The 23,090-nt window shown below is 61.1% G+C and carries 19 protein-coding genes; 5 read left to right on the plus strand and 14 right to left on the minus strand.

Going from position 1 to position 23,090, the window contains the following annotated elements:
• Positions 1–37: 37 nt before the first annotated feature.
• The 6 genes from aroK to BM116_RS17585 are packed head-to-tail and all read right to left on the minus strand — an operon-like array spanning position 38 to position 5,540.
• Positions 38–547, minus strand: a complete 510-nt coding sequence (gene aroK, locus BM116_RS17560; protein WP_083728331.1) for a shikimate kinase AroK — start codon at positions 545–547, stop codon at positions 38–40.
• Positions 548–552: 5 nt separating this feature from the next.
• Positions 553–2,688 (minus strand): type IV pilus secretin PilQ, encoded by a 2,136-nt coding sequence (gene pilQ, locus BM116_RS17565; RefSeq protein WP_083728343.1) that lies wholly within the window; start codon positions 2,686–2,688, stop codon positions 553–555.
• A gap of 56 nt (positions 2,689–2,744) precedes the next feature.
• Complete coding sequence (pilP, locus tag BM116_RS17570) at positions 2,745–3,266, minus strand: type 4a pilus biogenesis lipoprotein PilP (protein ID WP_083728342.1); 522 nt, start codon at positions 3,264–3,266, stop codon at positions 2,745–2,747.
• Positions 3,267–3,271: 5 nt separating this feature from the next.
• Positions 3,272–3,901 carry a type IV pilus inner membrane component PilO gene (locus tag BM116_RS17575; RefSeq protein ID WP_083728330.1) on the minus strand — a complete coding sequence of 210 codons (630 nt, stop codon included), beginning with the start codon at positions 3,899–3,901 and terminating at the stop codon, positions 3,272–3,274.
• Positions 3,898–4,476 carry a PilN domain-containing protein gene (locus BM116_RS17580; RefSeq protein ID WP_083728329.1) on the minus strand — a complete coding sequence of 193 codons (579 nt, stop codon included), beginning with the start codon at positions 4,474–4,476 and terminating at the stop codon, positions 3,898–3,900. The genes BM116_RS17575 and BM116_RS17580 overlap by 4 nt, the downstream gene beginning before the upstream one ends.
• A complete protein-coding gene (locus tag BM116_RS17585; RefSeq protein WP_083728328.1) occupies positions 4,476–5,540 on the minus strand; it encodes a pilus assembly protein PilM in 1,065 nt (354 codons plus the stop codon). Before BM116_RS17585 ends, BM116_RS17580 begins: the two co-directional genes overlap by 1 nt.
• Positions 5,541–5,724: 184 nt before the next feature.
• Between BM116_RS17585 and BM116_RS17590 the strand changes: the two genes are divergently transcribed.
• Positions 5,725–8,121, plus strand: a complete 2,397-nt coding sequence (locus tag BM116_RS17590) for a penicillin-binding protein 1A (RefSeq protein ID WP_083728327.1) — start codon at positions 5,725–5,727, stop codon at positions 8,119–8,121.
• Here the strand turns inward: BM116_RS17590 and BM116_RS17595 are convergent.
• Complete coding sequence (locus BM116_RS17595; RefSeq protein WP_083728326.1) at positions 8,079–9,026, minus strand: LysR family transcriptional regulator; 948 nt, start codon at positions 9,024–9,026, stop codon at positions 8,079–8,081. The genes BM116_RS17590 and BM116_RS17595 overlap by 43 nt on opposite strands.
• Positions 9,027–9,180: 154 nt before the next feature.
• On the opposite strand from BM116_RS17595, the gene BM116_RS17600 reads away from it, so the two are divergent.
• Positions 9,181–10,881: an AMP-binding protein gene (locus BM116_RS17600; RefSeq protein WP_083728325.1), complete on the plus strand. Its 1,701-nt coding sequence runs from the start codon at positions 9,181–9,183 to the stop codon at positions 10,879–10,881.
• 3 nt (positions 10,882–10,884) lie between these two features.
• On the plus strand, positions 10,885–14,169 hold the full coding sequence (locus BM116_RS17605; RefSeq protein ID WP_083728324.1) for an acetyl-CoA carboxylase family protein: 3,285 nt from the start codon (positions 10,885–10,887) through the stop codon (positions 14,167–14,169).
• Between the two features lie 140 nt (positions 14,170–14,309).
• Here the strand turns inward: BM116_RS17605 and cydC are convergent, their stop codons facing one another.
• The 7 genes from cydC to BM116_RS17640 form a co-directional block, all read right to left on the minus strand.
• Complete coding sequence (gene cydC, locus BM116_RS17610) at positions 14,310–15,944, minus strand: thiol reductant ABC exporter subunit CydC (protein ID WP_083728323.1); 1,635 nt, start codon at positions 15,942–15,944, stop codon at positions 14,310–14,312.
• Positions 15,937–17,610: a thiol reductant ABC exporter subunit CydD gene (cydD, locus tag BM116_RS17615; protein ID WP_083728322.1), complete on the minus strand. Its 1,674-nt coding sequence runs from the start codon at positions 17,608–17,610 to the stop codon at positions 15,937–15,939. The genes cydC and cydD overlap by 8 nt, the downstream gene beginning before the upstream one ends.
• A 28-nt stretch (positions 17,611–17,638) precedes the next feature.
• The gene (cydX, locus tag BM116_RS17620; RefSeq protein ID WP_083728321.1) at positions 17,639–17,752 is read right to left on the minus strand and encodes a cytochrome bd-I oxidase subunit CydX; all 114 of its coding nucleotides are present in this window, start codon (positions 17,750–17,752) and stop codon (positions 17,639–17,641) included.
• A 15-nt stretch (positions 17,753–17,767) separates the two neighbouring features.
• The gene (cydB, locus tag BM116_RS17625; protein ID WP_083728320.1) at positions 17,768–18,907 is read right to left on the minus strand and encodes a cytochrome d ubiquinol oxidase subunit II; all 1,140 of its coding nucleotides are present in this window, start codon (positions 18,905–18,907) and stop codon (positions 17,768–17,770) included.
• Complete coding sequence (locus tag BM116_RS17630; protein ID WP_169847296.1) at positions 18,907–20,463, minus strand: cytochrome ubiquinol oxidase subunit I; 1,557 nt, start codon at positions 20,461–20,463, stop codon at positions 18,907–18,909. The genes cydB and BM116_RS17630 overlap by 1 nt, the downstream gene beginning before the upstream one ends.
• Positions 20,464–20,637: 174 nt before the next feature.
• Positions 20,638–21,366, minus strand: coding sequence for an LrgB family protein (locus BM116_RS17635; RefSeq protein WP_083728318.1), 729 nt, complete (start codon positions 21,364–21,366; stop codon positions 20,638–20,640).
• On the minus strand, positions 21,363–21,722 hold the full coding sequence (locus BM116_RS17640) for a CidA/LrgA family protein (RefSeq protein WP_083728317.1): 360 nt from the start codon (positions 21,720–21,722) through the stop codon (positions 21,363–21,365). Before BM116_RS17640 ends, BM116_RS17635 begins: the two co-directional genes overlap by 4 nt.
• Positions 21,723–21,934: 212 nt before the next feature.
• Here BM116_RS17640 and BM116_RS17645 point away from each other — a divergent pair, with 212 nt between their 5' ends.
• Both BM116_RS17645 and BM116_RS17650 read left to right on the plus strand, forming a co-directional pair.
• Positions 21,935–22,711: an outer membrane protein OmpK gene (locus tag BM116_RS17645; RefSeq protein ID WP_083728316.1), complete on the plus strand. Its 777-nt coding sequence runs from the start codon at positions 21,935–21,937 to the stop codon at positions 22,709–22,711.
• A 112-nt stretch (positions 22,712–22,823) separates the two neighbouring features.
• Positions 22,824–23,090, plus strand: a 267-nt coding sequence (locus BM116_RS17650) for a transposase (RefSeq protein ID WP_139222371.1), incomplete at its 3' end; no start/stop codon positions are given.

The following is a 23,090-nucleotide window of genomic DNA, read 5'->3' on the forward strand; positions in this document are numbered from 1 at the left end:
CATACAACAGTCACCTGAGACCCGGATATATGGCGACTCAGTCTTCCTGAAGCTTGCCAAGAATGGTATTGACCACGACCTTGGGGCCGCGCTGATCGGTCTCGATAATAAGGTCGGCGATTTCACGATACAGCGGGTCACGCCGTGCCATCAGGTCACGAAGCACCGCTTCAGGGTCAGCGGTTTGCAAGAGGGGGCGCTGGCGGTCTTTTGCGGTACGCTGAAGCTGCTGCTCCACGCTGGTACACAGATAAACCACCAGGCCATTTGCTGTCAGAGCAGCCCGGTTCGCCGGGCGCATGACCACACCACCGCCGGTAGCAAGCACAATGCCGCGTTCCTCAACCAGCTCAGCGATCATAGCCTCCTCTCGTTGCCGGAAACCCTCTTCCCCCTCAACATCAAAAATCCAGGGGATATCGGCACCCGTACGGACCTCAATCTCGCGATCGGAGTCCTTGAAAGGAAATTTCAGCTCTTTGGCAAGCAAACGCCCGATGGTGCTTTTTCCAGCTCCCATCGGGCCAATTAGAAAAACGTTACGCAACAGACTTACCTGGCAAGCGTAATAGCTCCGTTATTGATGATGCGCGGCGTCAGGAAGATCAGCAGCTCGTTCTTGGTTTCCGAATTAATATCGCGACGGAAAGCCTTGCCAAGAATCGGCAGGTCACCAAGGAACGGCACCTTCTCTTGAGCACTCTGCGACTCACTTGAGAACACGCCACCAATTACGATTGTTTCACCATCTGCAACCAGGATGTTCGCGTTGACCTCATTCTTGCGAATCGTCGGCACACCATTTACCTCGTTGGTGAAGTCCGGCTCATCCTTGGTGACGATGACCTCCATGATAACCTGGTTATCCGGAGTGATCTGCGGGGTCACTTCCAGGGAGAGCACAGCCTCTGCGAACGCAGTAGTGGTTGCACCGCTGGAGCTGGCTTCCTGATAGGGAATCTCGGAGCCCTTCAGAATCTTCGCGGTTTCCTTGTCAGAGGTAACGACCTTTGGCTGGGAAATAATCTCACCGTTTCCAGTGCTTTCCATGGCTGACAGCTGCAGATCCAGAATGGTGTTATCGGTGATAAAGCCGATACCAATACCCGAGGTTGCACCATCCACACCCATGTCTATAAAGGGGGAGTTCACCGGACGCTCTGCAATCCCATAGAACCCGCCAGTGCTGGTTCCGTCAGGCAAGAAATCTGGAGCCTCGCCAATACTGGTCTCGCCGTCTTTCCCGAAAGCAGAGAAGTTGCCACCCAAGTTCAAATTACCACCCCAACGCACCCCCAACGCCTTATCAAAGCCAACATTGGCCTCAACAATACGCGCTTCAATCATCACCTGACGCACAGGGATGTCCAGCTGGGTAACGATTCGACGCAGCTCGTCGAGCTTATCCTGGGTTTCCAAAGCAATGATACTGTTGGTGCGCTCGTCGACGGTTAACGACCCGCGCTGACTATCAGCATCGGCAGAGGTTACCGACGCGAACAGCTGAGCAATGTCGCTTGCCTTGGCGTAGTTAACCTGAATCAGCTCACGACGAAGCGGGGCCAGTTCGGCAATCTGCTTCTGTGATTCCAGCTCCTGACGCTCGCGGGCAGCAATTTCCTCTGCTGGAGCGACCAGCAGCACGTTGCCAATCTGGCGCTTATCCAGACCCTTAGTCTTCAGTACCAGATCCAGCGCCTGATCCCACGGCACGTTCTGCAGGCGCAGCGTGATGCTACCTTGAACGGTATCACTGGCAACCAGGTTCAGGTCCGTGAAGTCGGCAATCAACTGCAGCACCGAACGCACTTCAATATCCTGGAAGTTCAGCGACAGCTTCTCGCCGGAGTAAGTAAATGCATCGGCACGACGCTGCTCGACTTCTGCGCGCGTCAGCGGCTTGAAGCTGACGGTCAGACGGTCGTCAGCCTGGTAGACCAGATGCTCATAGCTACCAGTAGGCTCGATGACGATGGTCGCGTTGTTACCACTGCCGGTAGCATTGACGAAGTTGACCGGCGTTGCGAAATCTTTGACGTCGAGCTGGACACGCAGCTCATCAGGCAGACGCGTGTTGGGGAAGTTCAGGCGGACGCGCCCTCCCTGTTCCTCAACATCCACCTTGATACCGGGGTCACTCAGATCAACGATTACGTTACCGGATCCGTCTGTCCCACGCTGAAAGTCAAGGCTGCTGATGGCACGGCCACCGGCTGCAACCGCACCGGAAACAGCAGGCTCGTCAGTGGCGCGCCAGTTGGTGTTACTAGCAACCGGCGTCGGCGCCGGGGCAGCGGCCTGAGCAGCAGCTTCAGCACCCACAGTGACATAGAGGTCATTACCCTGGACGCGTGTGCTGTAAGGTGCCAGCGACGTCAGGTTGATGATGAGGCGCGTTCGATCAGCTGCCTCGACGACGGTAACGCTGCGCGCATTACCAAGTCCAAGCTCACGAGAACGCTCACCTAGCTTGTTCTGCACACCGGGAAGATCAAGCGCAATCCGAGCAGGCTGATCAATGGTATAACCTTTAGGAGCAGCGCTGACCGGCTCATCGAAGGTCAACTTCAGCTCGACGCGGTCGCCCGGCAACGAGGCCACATCCATATTTTGCAGGTCGGCAGCCAAGGCTAGCGGGCTCAGCAGCGACATCAGCGCCGCGAGCGGAAGTTTTCTGGTCAGAAGCATTTTTTTGCGGTCCACGCGTGACTGTTTGCAGTTCATGTTATCTCTCCCTGGTTGTCCTACCCGCGCTCAGCGAGGCTGAGGGTACGCGGACGCTCCAACCACCCGCCTTCACCATCCGGCACGATTTCCACTACATCGACGCGATTTTCTTCAATACCGGTAACCCGTCCATGGTTGCGTCCCAAATAATCGCCTACATGAACACGGTGGACGCTGCCAGCACCCTGAATCAGTGCCTGCATTCCACTCGCATTACTCAGAGTGCCAACCATCTCGAAGCTTTCGATGTTGAAGCCTTCAAGGAACTGTTTGACCCGGTTCTCGTCCGGCTTGATATCCTGAGATCCTTTTTGCCGCTGACTAAGATCAATCTTGATCGGAGGCTGAAACGGGCTGCGCAAGGAGGAGGCGCTGTAGGTAAAAGCCTCATAAGGCTCAAACCGAGGCAGAGGTTCAATTGTGCCCGAAGGGCGCGCTCTGGTTTCATCCATAAATCGCTGCAAGTCAGCGAACTCACCACCACTGCAACCGACCGTCAAAAGGGAGGCCGCGACAACACCCAAAAACCTGGGGCTCATTACGCTCATTGCTGCCCCTCCTCTGCCGCATCATTATAGCGATAGGTTTTCGCGATAATTTCCATCGCGAGCAGATCAGGATTATTCTCGCTGACCGGCTCAATGCCAAAATCGCCAAGAGTCACAATGCGAGGCAGGCCAGCAACACTGCTCACGAAAGTGGCTAGATCGTGATAGCTACCGCGGACGTTAATCTGAATCGGCAGTTCAACATAAAACTGTTGCGCCACCTCGGGCTGCAGAGTGATGGACTCGAACTCCAAACCGCTGTTAAGCCCCATCTGGGTGATATCTTCTAGCAGGCCCGGGACCTCGCTATCCTTTGGAAGCTGTTTCAGCAGGCCGCTGAAACGCTCCTCAATCTCTTCCAGCTGCTCTCGATAAGCTTCCAGGTTTGCCGCACGAAAGGACTTGTCTTGAAACTCCTTACGCAATTCAACTTCCTGCTGCTCAGCTCGCTCAAGGTTCACCCTGAGATCCTTGAGATGGAACTGATACCCCAGAACAGCAAGCACGACAAAAACAACCGCACACACAATGACCTTTAGCGCTGCTGGCCAAGAACCAATGTTGTTGAAATCCAGGTCATCCGCCTGAACTTTCTTCAAACTTTCCATTTGTTGAGCGAAACTCATGGCTGCTGTTCTCCCTCAGCGGCACCAGCACGCGGCGCGGTCTGTTTGACGGTCAGCTCGAACACATTAGCCTGGTCGAGCGCGCCAGACGTCACCGCTTTCACCGCCGTCAGATTGGGTGCGGTCAGCCACTCAGAGCCGTCCATCTGACGCATCAGATTCGACACTCGGCTATTCGATTCAGCGCCACCCTTGACCGACAATTCCGCCCCCTTCATCGCCAATTCGGTGAAATACACTCCGTCGGGCAACGTACGCGCAAGCTCATCAAACACTCGCACAATAATCGGACGCTTACCCTGCAGATCCTCGATAATTTTCATACGATCAAGCAGTTGAGCTCGGCGCGCCTGCAGCTCCTCGATCTCCTTGATTCGAGCATCCAGCAGAGTGATTTCCTTCTTCAGGAAAGCATTTCGCTCATTCTGATGGTCAATTCGTCCGTTGATGTAGCGGTCACCCAAAAAGACCAGCGCCCCTGCAAACAGGACAACCAGTGCCAGAATCGTCAGGAATTCCTTTTTTCGTTCTTCCCTTAGCTGCTCGCGCCAAGGCAACAGGTTAATGCGAGCCATCAGTCAAAACTCCTCATTGCCAGACCACACGCGATCATCAGGGCTGGCGCATCATTGCTCAGAGCAACCGCGTCAACCTTGTTCGACAGGGTCATATTTGCAAAGGGGTTGGCAACCAGGGTGGTGGTTCCGATCTTCTGCTGAACCAGTTGATCCAGCCCAGGAATCGAAGCCGTGCCGCCAGCCAGCAGAATGTAGTCAACGTCGTTGTACTGACCACCAGCGAAGAAGAACTGCAGCGAACGAGAAACCTGCTGCACTACCGCGTCCTTGAACGGCGCCAGCACCTCAGACTCGTAGTCGTCAGGCAGACCGCCCTGCTTCTTGGCCAGACCAGCTTCCTCCTGAGACAGGCCGTAACGGCGCTGGATCTCGTCGGTCAACTGCTTGCCGCCGAACAGCTGTTCGCGCGTGTAGATTGTGCGCCCACCACTCAAGACGCTCAGCGTCATCATGGTCGCGCCGATATCGATGACGGCGATGGTCAGCCCGGCATCATCCGCGTCCAACTGACCGACCACCAACTCGCACGCCCGCTCCATCGAGTAGGCCTCGACCTCGACGATTTTCGCCGTCAGGCCTGCCAGCGCCAGCGCCGCCTCGCGAATGTCAACATTCTCACGTCGACAGGCCGCCAACAGCACTTCTTCTCGTTCTGGATTGCGGGGGGATGGACCCTGCACCTCGAAATCGATGGCTACTTCATCGAGGGGGTAGGGAATGTACTGGTCAGCTTCGAGCTTGATCTGCTCTTCCATCTCGTCGGGATCAAGACCGGCATCCATTTCGATGGTCTTGGTGATCACTGCAGATCCGGCGACGGCGACAGCAGCTTGCTTGAGCGACGTTCTGGAGCGCGCAAGCACTTTCTCCAGTGCCTGGCCAACGCCTTCAAGCTCGACGATGTTTTTCTCGACCACCGCTCCGGGTGGCAAGGGTTCGACCGCATAGGCTTCAACCTTGTAGCGGCCTCCGGCGCGACTAAGCTCAAGCAGCTTCACCGTGGTGGAGCTGACATCGATGCCCAGCAGCGTGTTCGCTTTTTTCTTTAGGAGCCCTAGCACAGCCAATTTCCTATCAGCATCCGACACTTACGGACGGTTTGTGTTTTCCTACATTAAATAACAGTCCTTGTACAAGCGCAAATGGCTAAATCAAAAAAAATACGCTTATAATGCAGACTGCTACGCCGTTCTCTTTTAGCAATCCAGCTAACTTTCTAATTATTCAGGGAATTCCCCATCCCTTATGCGCTTACTGAGATTTCTCTTCTGGTCTGCCTTCGCGCTGGCATGTGCACCCATCATGATTCTGAGCGGGGTTGCGCTCTATCTTAGCCCCGCCCTGCCTGATGTTGAAACCCTGCGTGACGTCGAACTGCAAACCCCATTGCGGATATATAGCACAGATAATCGACTGATAGCAGAGTTCGGTGAAATGCGACGTTTCCCGATCAGCTACGACCAGGTCCCGGGCGACTTCGTGCATGCCCTGCTGGCAGCCGAGGACGACAACTTCCTCAACCACCACGGGGTCGACCCGATGGGGTTGCTGCGCGCAGCCAGCGAGCTGCTGCAGACCGGCCACATTCAGACCGGCGGTAGCACCATCACTATGCAGGTGGCGAAAAACTACTTCCTCAGCAGCGACCGGGTTTTCTCGCGCAAGCTGAACGAGATATTGCTGGCCCTGCAGATCGAGCGCAATCTCGACAAGCACGAAATTTTCGAGCTGTACGTCAACAAGATCTACCTGGGCAACCGCGCCTACGGTATCGAGGCGGCCGCGCAGGTCTATTACGGCAAATCGATCAACGAGCTGCCCCTGGCCGACCTGGCCATGATCGCCGGCCTTCCCAAGGCACCGTCCCGCTATAACCCGATCGCCAACCCGGAGCGCACCAAGGTCCGTCGCGACTGGATTCTGGACCGCATGCTGACCCTGGGATACATCGACGAAGATAGCTACCGCGAGGCGGTCAACACGCCCATCACCGCGCGCAACCATGGCGCGAACCCGGAGATGGAGGCCCCCTACATCGCCGAGATGGCGCGCCTGGAAATGGTCGAGCGATTTGGCGACAAGGCTTACACCCAGGGCTTCAACGTCTACACCACCGTGGACAGCCGCCTGCAGGACATGGCCAACAAGGCCGTGCGCGATGGCCTGCAGGAATACGATGTTCGCCACGGCTATCGGGGCCCAGAGGCGCGCAACCCGGATATCACCCTGGAACAGGGCCTTGAACTGCTCAAGGGCTATAAAAGCCTGGGCGGCCTGGAGCCTGCACTCGTCGCTGCAGTCAACAGCGAAAACGTGGAGATCCGCCTGCGCCGTGACCAGCAGGGCGTGATCAACTGGGACGACATGAAATGGGCTCGCCCCTATCTGAGCGCCAACGGCATGGGGCCGCGCCCCGGCAAGCCGATGGACGTGCTCCAGCCGGGCGATATCATCCGTGTCAGCCGCATCGAAGATGACAACTGGCGCCTGGCGCAGGTGCCCGAGGCGCAAAGTGCGCTGGTCGTTCTCGGCCCGCAGGATGGTGCTATCAAGGCACTGATCGGCGGCTTCTCCTTCCTGCAGAGTAACTACAATCGCGCCACCCAGGCGCGCCGTCAGCCGGGCTCCAGCTTCAAGCCGTTCCTGTATTGCGCGGCGCTGGACAAGGGCTACACACCGGCCAGCCTGGTCAACGACGCGCCGCTGATCTTTGTTGACGACTACCTCGACTCCATCTGGCGCCCGAAGAACTCTGGCGGCGACTTCCTTGGCCCCATTCGCCTGCGTGAAGCCCTGTATCGCTCACGCAACCTGGTATCCATCAGGCTGATGCAGGATCTGGGGGTCGACAACGCACTGAGCTACATTGAACGCTTCGGCTTTGAGCGCAAGGATCTGCCGCGCAACCTGTCGGCCTCTCTCGGCACCTCGGAGCTGACTCCCCTGCAGATTGCCCAGGGCTATGCGACCTTTGCCAACGGCGGTTATGCGGTCAAGCCCTACCTGATCGACCGCATCGAGAACCGCTACGGCCAACTGATCGACTACAGCAAGCCACCGGTCACTCCCGAGCTGACCGAGCAGCAACAGGCTCGCCTGAACGCCTATGTCGAGCGCCAGGGCAGTGGCATCAGCGAGCAGCCTACCGAGGCTGAGCGCGTCGTTGATGAGCGCACCATCTATCAGCTCAACAGCATGCTGCGCGACGTGGTACGTCGGGGCACGGCAGTACGCGCCCGCGCCCTGAACCGCAATGATCTGGCCGGCAAGACGGGTACCACCAACGACCAGAAAGACGCCTGGTTCTCCGGCTTCAACCCGGACCTGGTTGCTACCGTGTGGGTTGGCTTTGATCAGCCCAGCACCCTGGGTCGACGTGAGTTCGGTGGCACCGCCGCGCTGCCTATCTGGATGAACTTCATGGGCGCCGCACTCGAAGGCGTGCCGGACCGCGAACCGCGCATGCCCAGAGGGCTGGTGACTGCCCGCATCGACCCCACCACCGGGCGCAGCGCATCACCCGGCACCGACGGCGCCTTCATGGAGATATTCAAACAGGAAGACGCCCCACCGCCCTACAGCGAGCTGGAGATGGGCGGCTACGACAGCGGTGGAGCGGTTACACCACTCGAACTGTTCTGAGCCAACGCATGAACCTGGCGCCGCAACCAGCGGTTGACCGGGTCGTGCTCCATGCCCTTGTGCCAGTAAAGCGTCAGGCCGATCTCCGGTAGCGGCAAGGGCATCTCCAGTAAGCGGTTACCCAACGGCCGATTGATCAACTCGGCGTGGCGCCGCGACATGGTCAGCAGAAGCGGCGTTTCTGCCACCACCAGACTGGCGGCCTGATAGCTCTGGCACTGCTGCACCACATTGCGCATCAACCCCAGATGCCCCAGCGCCAGATCTTCAAAGGACAACCCTCGCCGCCAGGACGCGACCGCGATGTGCTCGGCGGCCACGTAGCTGTCCGCTGTCAGCTCGCCCTCAAACTGCGGGCCGGCGACCACGCACAGTGGCTCCTTGACCAGCTGCATCTGGCGCAGACTGGCATCCGCCGGGCGGGCGATCTGCACCGCGAGATCAATCCGCCCTGCCGCCAGCTCCAGCTTTAACTCGGACCACCTGACACCGACTGTTCGCACCCGACTGCGCGGCGCCTGCTTACGTAAGTGCGTCAGCAGCGACGGAATCAGTACCGGCTCCAACTGTTCGGGCAAGCTGATGGTGAAGGTGCGCGCATCTTCCTGCGGATCGAACTGCTGCAGATAGCCCAGGCTTTGCTGCAGCCGGCTCAGACTGTCGATAATGCCCGGCGCCAGTCGCATAGCCGCTGCCGTCGGCGTCACGCCCCGGCCCTCGCGAACAAATAGCGGATCAGAGAAATGTTCGCGCAGCCGGGCCAGCGAATGACTCACCGCCGACTGACTGACGTGCAGCACTGCCGCCGCTCGAGTCAGGTTGCGCTCGCGGTAAACCACCTCAAACACCCGAAACAGATTCAGGTCTATCCGGGCCAATGATGGGGAATCATTCTTTTCACTCATTAACAAACACCTGCTGCATGGGCTGTATCCCCGAGATTACGCGCCCACAGCCAAACCATGAATAGAGATCATGGTTCTGAATGAATATTGATCGCTTCTTATCCGCCTCGACAGCTCCTAAGCTTGAGCGACAACAACAGCAAGAGGCACGGACATGCACGAGCAGGACTATCTCGACACCCTGAAGGCGATTCAAGCCAAGGTCTGGCCGGCAGGCAAACCGACCACCCCCGTCTACCCGCAGGGTGAGCGTCCGCTGACCGAATACCTCGCGCATTGGGCCCACACCGCGCCAGAGCGCGTTGCCGTGCACTTCTACGGCCACCAACTGACCTACGCCGAGCTGGACGACCTGAGCAACCGCTGCGCCGCCCTGCTGCAGGCGCAGGGCATCAAGCCGGGCGACCGCGTTGCGGTGTTCATGCCCAACTGCCCGCAACTGCATATCGCCTTCTACGGCCTTCTCAAGATGGGCGCGATCCATGCCCCGGTCAGCCCGATGGCCAAAGGCATGGAGCTGAGCTATCAGCTCAACGACTGCGGCGCCCGCGCCATTATCTGCTTTGACCAACTACTGCCCGTGGTGCAGGAGGTGCGCGAGCAGACCGCGCTGGAACAGGTGTTCACCACCAGCCTGTCTGAACTCTGCCCAGCCCAGCCGCCGATCCCGGTGCCGGATCTGCTGCAAGCACCCAAGCTACCCATCACTAACAGCATCGACCTGATGCCCGCGCTGGCAGCCACCACGCCTGCGCCGCAGAACCTGCCCAAACTGAAGCTGGATGACACCGCCGCCCTCAACTACACCGGCGGCACCACCGGTCTGCCGAAGGGCTGCATTCATACCCACGGCGACATGCTCTACACCTGCGCCAGCTTTGTCCCGGTCGCCATGGGCTTTGACGAGGAGCGCATCGGCCTGAACTTCATGCCGGAATTCTGGATCGCCGGCGAGAACTCCGGCCTGCTGTTCCCCGTTTTCGCCGGCACCACCCTGGTGTTGCTGGCCCGCTGGGACGCGCTGACCTTTATGAGCGCCGTTCAGCACTATCGGGTTACCCAGACCGGTCTGCTGGTCGACAGCGCGTCCGAGGTTCTCGATCACCCGCAGGTGCGCGAGTTCGACTTCAGCTCGCTTGAAACCACCAGCTGCGTTTCCTTTATCAAGAAGCTGACCCCGGAATACCGCCGCCGCTGGCGCGAGCTGACCGGCTGCACGCTGTTCGAAACCAGCTTCGGGATGACCGAAACCCATACCTGCGACACCTTCACTGCCGGCCTGCAGGACGATGATTTCGACCTGAAATCCGAACCCACTTTCGTCGGCCTGCCGGTGCCCGGTACCGAATTCAAGGTGTGCGACTTCGACACCGGCGAGCTGCTGCCGCTGGGCAGCGAGGGCGAGCTGTGCCTGCGCAGCCCCTCCCTGCTCAAAGGCTACTGGAACAAGCCGGAGGCCAGCGCCGAGGCCCTGCGCGACGGCGGCTGGCTGCACACCGGCGACAGCGGCGTGATCACCGAACAGGGCTTTATCCGCTATCTCGGGCGGCGCAAGGAAATGCTCAAGGTCAACGGCATGAGTGTGTTCCCCAGTGAGCTGGAAGCCATGCTTGGCCAACACCCGGATATTCTCGCCTCCGCGGTCATCGGCAAGCCCGACCCCAAGCGCGGCCAGACGCCACTCGCCTTTATCATCACCAAACCCGGCAGCCAGGCCAGCGCTGAGTCGCTACGCGACTGGTGCAAGCAGGCAATGGCGATCTACAAGGTGCCGGAGATTCGGCTGGTGGATACACTGCCGATGACCGCGACCGGCAAGGTCAAGAAACAGGAACTACAGGACTGGATCAACTAACCCATGGCATTCAACCGTATTCTTATCGCCAACCGTGGCGAAATCGCCATCCGCCTCGCCCGCGCCATCGCTGACTGCGGCGCCACCGGTGTGGCCGTTTACGCCGAAGATGACGCCCAGTCGCTGCACGTGCGCAGCGCCGATCAGGCCATTGCCCTCGAAGGTCAAGGCGTAGCCGCCTATCTGGACGCAGCCCAGCTGATCCACATCGCCAAGGAGCAGAGCTGCGATGCCATCCACCCCGGTTACGGTTTTCTCAGCGAAAACGCCGACTTCGCCCGCGCCTGCCAGCAAGCCGGCATCACCTTTATCGGCCCGGCGCCCGAGGTGCTAGACACCTTTGGCGACAAGGCTAGCGCCCGTCGTTTGGCCCAGCAGCAGGGCGTGCCGCTGACCCAAGGCACCAACGAGCCAACCACGCTGGAGCAGGCACGCGACTTTATGCAATCGCTCGGCGACGGCGCCGCGGTGATGCTCAAGGCACTGGCCGGCGGCGGCGGACGCGGCATGCGTGCGGTGCACGATCTTGCCGAGCTGGATGACGCCTTCGCCCGCTGCACCTCCGAGGCCACCGCCGCCTTCGGTCGCGGCGACCTGTATGTCGAGCGGCTGATTCGCCGCGCCCGTCATATCGAAGTACAGATCATCGGCGACGGCACAGAAGTCGCCCACGTCTGGGAGCGTGACTGCACGCTGCAGCGCCGCAACCAGAAGCTGCTGGAAGTGGCCCCGGCACCGAGCCTTGATCCAGCCGTGCGCAAACAGCTGCATGAAGCCGCCTGCACCCTGACCCGCGCGGTCGGCTACCGCGGTCTGTGTACCGTCGAGTTTCTGCTCGACGAGGAGCGCGGCGACTTCGTCTTTATGGAAGCCAACCCACGCATTCAGGTGGAGCACACCGTGACCGAAGCGGTAACCGGCCTTGATCTGGCAGTGACCCAAATCCAGCTCGCCGCGGGCAAGACCTTGGCAGAGCTGGGCTTTACCCAAGCCGAGATCCCGGCGGCACGCGGTTTTGCCGTACAGCTGCGCATCAACCTGGAAAGCATGGCTGCCGACGGCAGCACCCGCCCGGCTGGCGGCACGCTCAGCGCCTATCAGCCGCCGAGCGGCCCGGGCATCCGCGTCGATGGCTACGGCTACGCCGGTTACACCACCAGCCCGCGCTACGACTCGCTGCTGGCGAAACTGATTGTGCATGCGGGTGGCGACTATCCAAACACCCTGCGCCGCGCCTATCGCGCGCTGTGCGAATTCCGCCTGGAAGGCGCCGCCAGCAACCTGCACCTGCTGCAGAATTTGCTGCAGCACCCGCAGGTGCAGAGCAACGACGTATCGACCGCCTTTATCGAAGCCGAAGCCGCCAGCCTGACCGCGGCCCACGCCAGCGCCCATCCGCACCGGTTCTTCCAGAGCAGCACGAGCAGCGCCACCGCCAGCAGCACGCAGACCGATGCACCCGCCGGCACCGAGCCGTTGAACGCGCCGGTTCAAGGCGTGCTGGTCAGCCTGGATGTGCAGGTTGGCGACAGCGTCGCCGTCGGCCAGCAGGTCGCGATCATGGAAGCCATGAAGATGGAGTTCGTGGTCAAGGCAACCCAGAGCGGCATCGTCCGCGCGCTGGCCGCCAACGCTAGCGACAGCCTGTTCGAAGGCAGCGCCCTGCTCTATCTGGAGCCCGCCGAAGTGGCGGGCAACGCCCAGCAGGACGAAGAAAGCGTTGCCATCGACCACATCCGCGCCGACCTGCAGGAAGTGCTGGAGCGCCGCGCCGAACTGACCGACGAGCGCCGCCCGGACGCCGTAGCCAAGCGCCGCAAGACCGGCCAGCGCACCGCCCGCGAGAACCTCGCCGACCTGCTCGACGACGGCAGCTTTATCGAATACGGCGGCTTTGCGCTGGCGGCCCAGCGCACCCGCCGTACCCACGAAGAGCTGTTGAAGATGAGCCCGGCCGACGGCCTGATCAACGGCATCGGCACCATCAATGCCGACAAGTTTGGCGAGCACGCCGCCCGCTGTATGGCGCTGTCCTACGACTACACCGTGTTTGCCGGCACGCAGGGCGTCACCAACCACAAGAAAACCGACCGCATGCTGGAGCTGGCCGAGCAGTGGAAGCTGCCGCTGGTGTTCTTCACCGAAGGTGGCGGCGGTCGCCCCGGCGATATCGACAAGGTCGGCGTGGCCGGCCTGGACTGCACCACCTTCATGCGCATGGCGCGACTGTCCGGCATGGTGCCGACCGTGGGTATCGTCTCCGGCCGCTGCTTCGCCGGTAACGCCGCGCTGCTCGGCTGCTGCGATGTGATCATCGCCACCGAGAATGCCACCATCGGCATGGCCGGCCCGGCGATGATCGAAGGCGGCGGTCTGGGCCGTTTCACCCCAGAACAAGTTGGCCCGACCAGCATGCACGGCCCGAACGGCGTGATCGACGTGCGGGTGCAGGACGAGGCCGAGGCCACAGCCGTCGCCAAGCAGTACATCTCCTACTTCCAGGGCGATCTGACGGAATGGGAAGCGGCGGACCAGCGCGAGTTGCGTCACCTGATCCCGGAAAACCGCCTGCGCGTCTACGACATCCGCAAGGTCATCGACACCCTGGCAGACCGCGACTCGGTGCTGGAGCTGCGCCGCGAATTTGCGCCGGGGCTGATCACCGCGCTGATCCGCATCGAAGGCCGCGCCTTCGGTCTGATCGCCAACAACCCGATGCACCTGGGCGGCGCTATCGACGCGGTAGCGGGCGACAAGGCCGCGCGCTTTATGCAGCTGTGTCAGGCCCACGGCCTGCCGATGGTTTCGCTGTGCGACACCCCCGGCTTTATGGTCGGCCCGGACGCCGAGCAGCAGGGCACCGTGCGCCACGTCTCACGCATGTTCGTCACCGCCGCCAGCCTGAGCATTCCGTTCTTCACCGTGGTGCTGCGCAAGGGTTACGGGCTGGGCGCGCAGGCAATGGCAGCGGGTAGCTTCCACGCACCGATGTTCACCATCGGCTGGCCGAGCAGCGAATTCGGTGCGATGGGCCTGGAAGGCGCGGTACGTCTTGGTTACTCGAAGGAGCTGGCGGCGATTGAGGGCGAAGGCGAGCGTCAGGCGACCTTCGAGAAACTGGTCGCCGAGCTATATCAGCGCGGCAAGGGCATCAGCATGGCCAGCTTCCTCGAGATCGACGCGGTGATCGACCCGCTGGAAACCCGCGGCTGGCTGATGCGCGGCCTGCACTCGGCGCCGGACGAGGCGCTGCTCAAGGGCACCCGGCCGTTCGTGGATACCTGGTAACCAGGGACGGTTGCTGTTTCCACCCGCCTGCCTGCCTGCCGGAGGCTATTTTCCGGCCAGGCAAGGCGCTGGGGGGTGCAGTGTGGTCATCCCACATAAGCGATCGACACCGCATCATGGCCGGAAGATGGCCCTGGCCTTTAGCCAATACGCAGGTGGCGCGCCTCCGGGACTGCCACCTGCTGATGGCTGACAATCACGATAATGCCCTGCTCGCGCCGACGCAGCAGGGACGCCAGCACCCGCTCGCGGGTCTGCGCATCCAGCCCGGCAAAGGGCTCATCCAGTAACAGCAACGGCCGCTTGGTCAGCAGCAACCGAGCCAAAGCGATACGCCGCGCCTGCCCACCCGACACCTTCGCGCCAAACTCACCCAGGGTGGTCTTCAAGCCATGCTTGCGGCTGCGCACCCAGTCAGCCAGCGCGACATCTTCCAATACCTGCCAGAGCGCCTCGTCGGTGGCTTCGGGGTCTGCCAGTCGCAGGTTCTGCGCCAGCGTCATATCAAAGATATCCAGCTGCTGCGGCAGGTAGCCAATCAGCTCGCGCAAATCCCAACGTTCAAAACCCTGACCATTGAGCAGCCGCTCACCCGTGAACGCCAGTGGCTCACCCGCCAACACCTGCAACAGCGTGCTCTTGCCGCCGCCGGACGGCCCTTCGATCAACAGCACATCACCCTGCTGCAGCTCGACCGACACATCCTCCGGACCGTTCAGCGCGCCGGGCATTCGCGCGCTCAGGTCAGACAGCGCCAGGCTCAGTGGCAACTCTGGCAACGCAGTTGCAGTGCTTGCAGGGTCCGTCTCGGCAGCCGTCAGCAGATTCAACCGATCCCGCGCCGCCTGACTGAAACCCAGCGAAATAAAGCTCGCTGCCAGCGGCAGCAGGGCTTCGGCCAGCCCCATTACCGACAGGAAGGCGGCCAGCAGCCAGGGCACCGACAACGCCCCCTGCTGCAACAGCGCATGCCCCTGCCAGAGCACCGCAAGCAACGCCAGCGCCAGGCCCAGTTGCTGCCCCAGCGCCGTCAAACTGACCAATTTCTGCTGTCGCAGGCGCTGCTGCAGCCAGGCATCATCCTGCTGCAGAAACGCAGCCTGCTGATCGTCCCAGCGCTGCCACAGCAGCAGCGAGGTCAGCAGTTGCAAGCGGTCGAGCAAGAACTCGCGGCGCTGCTCGGCCAGCTCGGCGTCACGTCGAGCAAGGTGCGCAGCCAACCGACCACCGAGCAGCGGCACCACCAACCAGGCCAACAGCAGGCCCGGCAGCGCCGCAACCGCCAGCGAGCTGTCGAGCAACGCCAACCAGCCGAGTACCAGCAGCGTAAGCGTGGAAGCCCAGAACCAGGGCGCGACAAAGCGCAGCGGGAAGAAGTCCAGCAGGTCGATATCGGCAACCAGCCGGTGCATGGCGATGGCCGAGCGCGCTGCCGGCGTCAGCCGACGCTGCCCGGCAACGCGGGCAAACAAGCGGGTACGCAGGTCCTTGAGCAGGGCCAGCGCAGCGTTGTGGGAGGCCAGCCGCTCGGCATAACGCCCTGCGGTGCGCACGATGGCGAAGAAGCGAATGATCGCCGCTGGCCGAAAGTAATCGAACCCGTAGGCCGCCACCGTGGCCAACCCGGCCAAGGCTGCCGCACTGATAAACCAGCCGGACGTTGCCAGCAGCCCGGTCGCTGACAGCAAGGTCACAGCGCCAAGAAACAGCGCCAGATTCCACTGCCCGAGGCGGCTGCGCAGCAAGCCGCGCAAACGGATAGGTTGCTCAGGCATCGGCGCCCTCCTCGCTGTGTTCCGGCTGGCCAAGCGTGACTACCCGATCAGCCCAATCCAGCCCGTGCAAATCATGGCTGACCAGCAGCAGGGTGCGCCCCCGACTGAGGCGTTCGAGTAGCGAGTGAATCAGCTCGGCGGTATCGGCGTCCAGGTGCGCGGTCGGCTCATCCAGCAGCCAGACCGGCGTATCGCGCAGCAGCAATCGCGCCAGCGCCAGCCGGCTCAGTTGCCCACCGGACAGCCCCAGTCCACGTTCGCCCAGCTCCGTCTCCAGCCCTTTCGGCAACTGCCGAATCAGCGGCCAAAGCGCGACCTGCTCCAGCACTGCGATCAGTTCAGCGTCACTGGCGTTGGGCGCAGCAAGGCGCAGGTTGTCGGCGATGCTGCCGTGCAGGATCGGCACCTGTTGGGCCAGATAACCCACATGGCGCAGCCAGTCCGGCCGCGACAGTTCCAGCAACGACTGACCATTGACCAGCAACTCGCCCTGCCAGGGCACAAAACCCAGCAGCGCCTCCAGCAAGCTCGACTTGCCGCTGCCACTGGCGCCCTGCACCACGACTCGCTCGGCGGGCTGCACGCTCAAGTCCAGCGGCGCCAGGCGGCCCTCAATAGCCAATTGTTTGCAGTGGATACCGGGCGCGGCGCTCAGCGCCAGCGACTCCCGGCCCGGATGCTCCCAAACCTGTTGATTCAGCAGCGGCAACAACTCGGTCATCGCCCCTTCGGCTTCAGCCTTGGCGTGGTAGTCAGTACCGAGTTGGCGCAGCGGCGCATAGAACTCCGGCGCCACCAGCAGAATGAACAGCGCGCCCAGATAAGGCACGGGGATCTCGCCCTTGGCCCAGGGCAGGATACCGAGCAGGCCAAGCCCCAAGTAGAGCGCCACCAGGGCAATCGCCAGCGAGGCAAACAGCTCCAGCACCGCACCCGAGAGAAAGGCCATGCGCAAAACTCGCATGGTGCCGGCACGGTAATGCTCGGCGGCGGTTTCGACTTCCGCCTCAGCCGCCGGCAACGCGCCCAGATGGCGCAGCGTCCAGCTGCCGCGCAGCAGATCGCTGAAACGCCCGCTCATGCGCGCCAGCGCGATGAACTGGCGCTGACTGGCAGAGGCTGCGGCCTTGCCGAGCAGAATCATAAAAACGGGCACCAGCGGCGCCGTCAGCAGCAGCAGAACCGCTGCCAGCGGGCTGAACACAGCGGTGCAACTGACCAGCAACACCGGCACCAGCAGCACCAGCTGTCGCTGCACCCGGTAGCGGCTGATGTAGGCATCCAGCGCCTCGACCTGCTCCAGCAGGCGGCTGCCCAGTTCAGCATCCGCGCCCAATTGCGCCCTTGCCGGCCCCAGCGCCGCCAAGCGCTGCAGCAGCATGCGCCGCAAGTCACTGCGCGCGCGCAAACTGGCCAACTGACTGGCCTGTTCGCGGCCGTACTGCAGCAGCGGACGACCGATCAGGCAGAGCGCCAACCAGGGCAGCAATGCGGTCAACAGCTGCGCCTGGGAATCACCCAACCCGCCCTGCTGCCAGGCCACCAGCCAACCGGAGAACAGCTGCGCCAGCAACCAGCACTGCCAGACAAAAAGCCCCGCCGCCGCAAGCGCGAACAGCAGGGCCAGATTAAGCAGGGAAGACTGCGGCGCCAACAGCCGACTCAACCAGCTGCTGGCGCTACGCGGATCACTCTCAGTCGACTTGATCTTCTTCTCCTACATAGCCGTTGAGTTCCAGCCACATGGCGTTGACGATGCCGAACGCGCAGGCCAGCAATACGCCGAGAATCCAGGTGAAATACCACATAGTCTTCTCCTTCCGTTAGTACAGGCTGTGGGAGTTATCGCGAATGTGCTGCTCGTTCAGACGGCCGCGCATCACAAAATATCCCCAGGCGGTGTAACCAAGAATGACCGGCACGAACACGCAGGCCACGCAGAACATGATGAACAGCGTGGTTTCACTGGCAGTCGCATCCCACATGGTCAGGCTATGGTTCGGCATGCTGGACGACGGCATGACGAAGGGGAACATGCTCAGGCCGGCGGTGATCAGCACCATGGCCATTGCCAGCGCCGAGCTGACAAACGCCATTGCGTGCTTGCGCGCCTTGCTGAACAGGGCACAGAACACAAAGCAGATCACACCCAGCGCCGGCACCGCCCACAGCAGCGGCACTTTGGCGTAATTGCCAAACCAGGCTGCAGAGCTGATTTCGACGACCTTGTCGATGGTGCGGTTGTCGCCGTTGGTGTCGATCACGCTGACCACCTGATAGCCGTCGACACCCAGCCACAGCCAGACGCCGGCCATCACGAACAGCACCGCACAGACCAGCGACAGCAGGCCAGCCATGGCTTCACTGCGCGCCTTGATCTGCCCCTCGGTCTTGAGCTGCAGATAGGTCGCACCGTGGTTGACGATCATCAGCAGGCTGAGCACCCCGGCCAGCAGCGCGAAGGGGTTGAGCAGCGCCCAGAAGCTGCCGGTGTACTCAAAGCGCAGCAACTCATCGAAGTGGAAAGGCACGCCCTGCAGCAGGTTGCCAAAGGCCACACCGAAGATCAGTGCAGGGATCGCCGAGCCGGCAGTCAGTGCCCAGTCCCAACGGCTGCGCCAGACTTCGCTGTCGATCTTGGAGCGATACTCAAAGGCCAGCGGCCGCAGGAACAAGGCAAACAGCGTCAGCATCATGGCCAGATAAAAGCCACTGAACGAGGCCGCGTAAACCGTCGGCCAGGCGGCGAACAGCGCGCCACCGGCGGTTACCAGCCAGACCTGGTTACCGTCCCAGTGCGGCGCGATCGAGTTGATCATCACGCGCCGCTCATCGTTGCTCTTGCCAACAATTTTCAGCAGCGCGGCAACGCCCATGTCAAAGCCGTCGGTGACCACAAAGCCAATCAGCAGAACCCCGATCAGCACCCACCAGATGAACCGTAATGCTTCGTAATCCATGATCAGGCCTCCTGTGCTTCGGCAGTTTCCAGGTCATAGCGACCGGTGTGCAGGCTCGACGGCCCCTTGCGCGCGTACTTGGTCATCAGCCAGATCTCGATGATCACAAAGATGCTGTACAGCACCGCGATGGAGATCAGGGTGAACAGCACATCGCCCGGACTCAGCTGCGAGGCTGCCATATGGGTCGGCAGGATTTCACCGATAGCCCAGGGCTGACGGCCATATTCGGCGACGAACCAGCCCATCTCACTGGCAATCCACGGCAGCGGCAAGCTGAACAACGCAAACTTGAGCAGCCATTTGGGCTTGTCCACGGTGCGGCGCGCGCTATGCCAGAAGGCGCAGGCAAACAGCAGCAGCATCAGAAAACCGCAACCAACCATGACGCGGAAGCTCCAGAACAACGGCCAGACCTTGGGCACGGTCGCCTCCACGGCGTTGGCAATTTCTTCCGGTGTGGCATTGAGCACGTCATCGGTGTAGCCGCTGAGCAGCAGACCAAAGCCCAGATCATCGCGCACCGCGTTGAACTGCTCGACCGTGGCGGAGGACTTGTCACCAGCGCGGATGCGCTGCATCAGGTCATAAGCCTCCTGGCCGCGGATGATGCGCTCCAGGTTCTCTTCCTTGATCTGCTGCAGGCCCTTGACCTCTTCATCCAGCGAACGGGTGGCGATCAAGCCGAGTACCGCCGGGATCTTGATCGCGTAGTCGGTGTGCTGGGCCTCGGCATTGGGGATGCCGATCAAGGTGAAGGCTGCCGGCGGGGTCTGGGTTTCCCACTCGGCTTCAACCGCTGCCAGCTTGACCTGCTGCACCTCGCCCACTTCGTAGCCAGACTCGTCACCGAGCACGATGACCGACAGCGCACTGGCCAGACCGAAGGCCGAAGCGATAGCAAAACTGCGGCGGGCAAAGGCCAGGTCGCGGCCCTTGAGCAGGTAGTAGCTGGAAATGGCCAGCACAAAGATGGAACCCGTGACATAGCCCGCCGAGACGGTGTGAACGAACTTGACCTGGGCAACCGGGTTAAGCAGCACTTCGGCGAAGTCGGTCAGCTCCATACGCATGGTTTCGATATTGAACTCGGAGCCAATCGGATGCTGCATCCAGCCGTTGGCGACCAAAATCCACAGAGCCGACAGGTTGGTACCCAGCGCCATCAGCCAGGTCACTGCCAGGTGCTTGACCTTGCTCATGCGCTCCCAACCGAAGAAGAACAAACCGAACAGCGTTGATTCCAGGAAGAACGCCATAAGCGCTTCAATCGCCAGCGGTGCGCCAAAGATGTCGCCGACGTAGTGGGAGTAATAGGACCAGTTGGTACCGAACTGGAATTCCATCGCCAGGCCGGTAGTTACCCCAAGAGCGAAGTTGATACCGAAGAGCTTGCCCCAGAACTGGGTCATGTCTCGGTAAATGGTCTTGCCGGTCATCACATAGACCGACTCCATGATGGCCAGTAGAAAGGCCATACCCAACGTCAGGGGAACAAACAGGAAGTGAATCATCGCCGTCATGGCGAACTGCATTCGTGAGAGTTCTACGATATCCATCTGCGTACTCCGCTCGGAGGAATCATCAGGTCAATTCGGTCACCGCCGACAAACATAACGGACACATGTTTGCCGAACTAGTATGGCTCAGCCCCCGGCAAGCGGGGACTGGGCGAATTGACGCACGTCACGTTCGACGCACAGATGCGGGAAATACTCCCCAGCGGAGAAAATTCAGCCCTGAAAAACCATCCAGAGCGATACCGCAAGCGGCAAAAGCAGCGCGGTAGCCGTGCCCATCAGGCTCATGGCCAGGGCAGAAAAGGCGCCAGCCTCCTCCCCCTCTTCCAGCGCCCGCGAGGTACCCACCGCATGCGCGGTCAGGCCCATCGCCATCCCCCAGGCAGCCGGATGGTCCACGCCGCACAGACGCAGCAGCACCGGGCCGAAGATGGCCCCAAGCACACCGGTAAACATCACGAACACCGCCGCCAGCGCCGCCACACCGCCGATCTGCTCGGCCACCAGCATGGCAATCGGCGAGGTTACCGACTTGGGTGCCATGGTCATCATGATCATTGGCTCGGCGCCCAGCAGCCAGGCCAGCAGTACCGCAAGCACGGTCGCCAGAGTACCGCCTACCAGCAAGCAGATCAGCACCGGCCAGAAATAGCTGCGGATGCGGCGAAAGTTCATGTACAGCGGCACCGCCAGCGCAACGGTGGCCGGCCCCAGCAGTACCTGCAAGGGTTGCACGGCCTCGCGGTAATGGGCGTAATCCTGCCCGGCCGCCAGAATCACCAGCACCAGCACGGCAGTGGAGACCAGCACCGGGTGAAACACGGCCAGCTTGGTACGCTGATAGAGTGCCACGCCCAACTGGTAAGCCGCCAGGGTCACACCGACCCAGAACAGGGGGTGGTTGGCAACGGCCTGCCAGGCCTGCAGCAGAGTGCCGCTCATGGTGCCTTCCTCCGTTCCTGACGCTCGATCAGCTTCTGCATAAGCCAGCCACAGAACGGCATGCTCAGCGCCAGCGACAGGGCCAGGGTGACCAGAATCGCCGTGGCATCAGCCAGAATCTCACTGCCGTAGGCCATGATGCCCACTGCCGGCGGCACCAGAATCAACGGCAGGTAGGTGAGCAGACCACTGGCGGCCAGGCTGATCGACTCGCTCACACCGCCGCGCACGCACAGGTACACCACCATCAGCAACATGCCGATGATCGGGCCAGGTAAAAAGGGCAACACCAGCACATTCAGGCCGGTCCCCAGCAACTGAAAGAACACCAGCCAGGTCAGTCCACGTAGCAACATCAGTCCAGAGTCTCCGGTCACGACAGCAAACCGGCAAGGGTAAACACTCGCCCGAACAGTGCCTAGCCCTACTATGGTGAAATAGCGTTTCCAATCTGGAAACACCGCCGTTCTCCGACAGGCGCCAGCTGCGCCTGCTGCGGTTTTGCTATACCATTCGCGCCGGCGTTACACCCCTCTACACCCCGTTCAATATAAATGGAGAAACATCCATGAACCGCCTGACCCGCGCCGCCATGGGCAGCACCCTGATGCTGGCCAGCAGCCTTGCAAACGCTTACCCGCTGCTGTGGCAAAACAACAGCCTGACCTATCTGTACGGCACCGACTTCCAGGTTGACCCGGACACCCAGCAAACCTTGACCTTCGAGCACGCCAGCGGCTGGACCAAGGGTGACCTGTTCATCTTCTTCGACAGCATCCACTACAACGGTGGCACCAACGCAGCCGGCGACAACAGCACCTACTACGGTGAAGTGTCCCCGCGCCTGTCGCTGAGCAAGATCACCGGCCAGAGCTTTGCCTTCGGCCCGATCACCGACGTGCTGCTGGCAGGCACCTACGAGTTCGGCCGTCATGACCTGAAAAACTACCTGCTCGGCCCGGCCGTTGACCTGAACATCCCCGGCTTCGACTACTTCCAGCTGAACACCTATTACCGCCACGCCGACAACGACGAAAGCGGCCGCGGTATCTGGCAGATCACCCCGGTCTGGGCTTACACCGTGCCGGTGGGCAACTCTGACGTGCTGATCGACGGCTTCATCGACTGGGTTGTCGACAACGACGGCGACAACTACCACGCCAACCTGCACATCAACCCGCAGATCAAATACGATCTGGGCAAGGCGCTGGGCTGGTCCGAAAAACAGCTGTACACCGGTATCGAGTACGACTACTGGAAACACAAGTACGGCATCGAAAACGGCACCTTCGGTCTGGATACCCACCAGAGCGCTACCAACCTGATCGCCAAGTACCACTTCTGATCAGGGCATAAAAAAACCGCAGCCAAGGCTGCGGTCAGACTGCTGACAAAGCCCCTAGCCGAAAGGCGGGGGCTTTTGTTTAATGGGTTGTCGTTTATCGCAGGCCAACCCGATGCTCAACCCCCCTTCACCCAAACAACACGCGCTGGAGATGGTCACCCTCGAAGAACTGGTGCCAGCTGACCATCTGCTGCGCAAGATCGCCCAGCACATTGATTTCGAGTTCATTCGTCCTGCCACCCAGCACCTGTATTGTGCTGACAACGGTCGCCCGGCGATTGACCCGGTCACTCTGTTCAAGATGCTGTTTATTGGCTACCTGTTCGGCGTGCGCAGCGAACGACAGTTAATGCGCGAGATTCAGGTTAACGTTGCCTAT

The organism is Halopseudomonas pachastrellae, from assembly GCF_900114765.1.
GTDB lineage: Bacteria > Pseudomonadota > Gammaproteobacteria > Pseudomonadales > Pseudomonadaceae > Halopseudomonas > Halopseudomonas pachastrellae.